Origin of the sequence: Winogradskyella immobilis, from assembly GCF_021887715.1 — a bacterium.
Classification (GTDB): domain Bacteria; phylum Bacteroidota; class Bacteroidia; order Flavobacteriales; family Flavobacteriaceae; genus Winogradskyella; species Winogradskyella immobilis.
The window spans coordinates 1-1782 of the sequence record NZ_JAIQXX010000049.1 but is presented as its reverse complement, the minus strand read 5'-3'; the positions used below and the strand labels follow the sequence as shown (position 1 = coordinate 1782).

2 protein-coding genes are annotated in these 1782 nt (G+C 25.7%); both read right to left on the bottom strand.

Annotated features, from left to right (window positions below; all coding sequences use genetic code 11):
* Nucleotides 1-451: 451 nt before the first annotated feature.
* Nucleotides 452-1273, bottom strand: a complete 822-nt coding sequence (locus tag K8Z87_RS13755) for a GLPGLI family protein (RefSeq protein WP_227478154.1) — start codon at nt 1271-1273, stop codon at nt 452-454.
* Between the two features lie 122 nt (nt 1274-1395).
* A complete protein-coding gene (locus tag K8Z87_RS13750) occupies nt 1396-1740 on the bottom strand; it encodes a hypothetical protein (protein ID WP_227478153.1) in 345 nt (114 codons plus the stop codon).
* Nucleotides 1741-1782 lie beyond the last annotated feature (42 nt).

Below are 1782 nucleotides of genomic sequence, written 5' to 3'. Positions count from 1 at the left end.
AAAAAAAAAAAAATAGAATCCACAAAAAAACATAAGAAAAATCTGAATTTTTTATTTTTTAAAAAAATTACGGAAAAACCGTAATAATTTGTGAAATAAACTTTAAAATTTAACAATCTTATGTTTTGACAAGTGTTACTAAAAATTATTTTATAGTTAATTTAATCTTTGTGCATTTTAATTTATTCCATATTGTATTGCCCTTAATATAGGAGAAGTCTCAAAATGTATTTTGTTTCAATTATCTAACAACACAGTGATCTAACCCTTGAACTCTAGCTTCTGTTTAAGTGCAATATTTCTCATTTCTAAAAGCTTTGTTTATATCTGTAACAGATCCTTTTATTATTTGAGCATAAGTAGTATTAAAAAAGCTTAAAATTAAAAAAACAATACTACAACATATAAGTCTACAACTGTTTAACATTAACAAGATTTATTAATCATTTACTTAGTTGTTGTTTTTGCGATAGCGCTCTAAAATTTTATTATACTCTTCATCATCGTAATCAATATAAATTTCTATGCCACCTCTTGAGTATTCTACCCCTCTAGAAGACTCTGCAGGTCTATAACTAAACCCTCTAATTGCTCGCTTTTTATAAAAATCCTTATAGTCTTGCCAAGAGGTATATTTATTAGTTTTATTAAATGGATTTTCTAAGATATTATTTTTAAGGGTATTATTTTTAATACTTAATGCCTTAAATTTAATAAAACCATCTGCAGATTTAATTTCTAAAATCATGCCTGGTAAACCGTCATATTTCCAAGGGCCACCGACAGGCAAATCACTTGTAAACCAAGCTGTATAATCGCGCCCTCTAAAATTCATTGTGGCCTTTTGACAATTATAGCCAAGTAATTCTTTGGTTTCATCTTTAATTTCCCAATTAAAAATAGCGGATAATGAATCTACAACTGTATGACGGTTAGAGTATTTAAAAAACATTTTTTTAGTTTGGTAATCTTTATATGTTACACCCCAGTTTTCACCTGATGGAGTATAAGATATGCTTGCCTTACCTTTTTTTGTCTTATTTTCTATGACCTGAGGAGATGTATCAATCTCTGTTTTTAAATTAAATACTGATCTATTTAAATTAACAAATAGATTTAATGTATAATTTGAATTTTGCTGTTGTTCATCTAAAAAAGGATGAATAACTGTCTCTAAATATTCTATTTTATAAAAATTTATTTCATTGTTTTGTTGTGAAAAACTTGAAAAATTCAAAAAGATTAAAAAATATAGTGTGTATTGTTTTATCATAGTTTTTATTTTTTAAAAACAGCTTTAGATAGAAAACTAAAGCTGTTTTTTATAAATTGAGTTTTGCAAAATTGGTAGAAACCTTATTTAAAAGTCAATGTTATTAATTGCAGCTATTCTCATTACTCTATCAAAAGATTTAACCAAAAAAGAGCATTTGAATAACATCTTTGTGTTGCTTCTTCTTTTGTTTCACCAGTACCTATAGAATTCACTTTGTGATACTCCTTTGTAATTGTATTAAATGCTGTTGCATAACATGATACTTGCCAATAACCATCTTTTTCTGTTATTTCTAGTTGACAGTCACAATCCTCAGTAGGGTCTAGGATTTTAGTAGAATCTATAATTTCAATAGAATCTAAATTCTTTTCTGGATTTAAATCTTTTTTGACTAATGGATTTGAATTGTTAGCAAACAATGTTATACTAAATAACATTAAAAAAATAAATGATAATTTTTTCATGATTTTAAAATTTATGATTTATATATATAAATCGGTTAATAA

Coding starts and splice junctions, on each gene's coding strand:
- K8Z87_RS13755 (WP_227478154.1), bottom strand. CDS start 1,273: ATGATAAAACAATACACACTATATTTTTTAATCTTTTTGAATTTTTCA.
- K8Z87_RS13750 (WP_227478153.1), bottom strand. CDS start 1,740: ATGAAAAAATTATCATTTATTTTTTTAATGTTATTTAGTATAACATTG.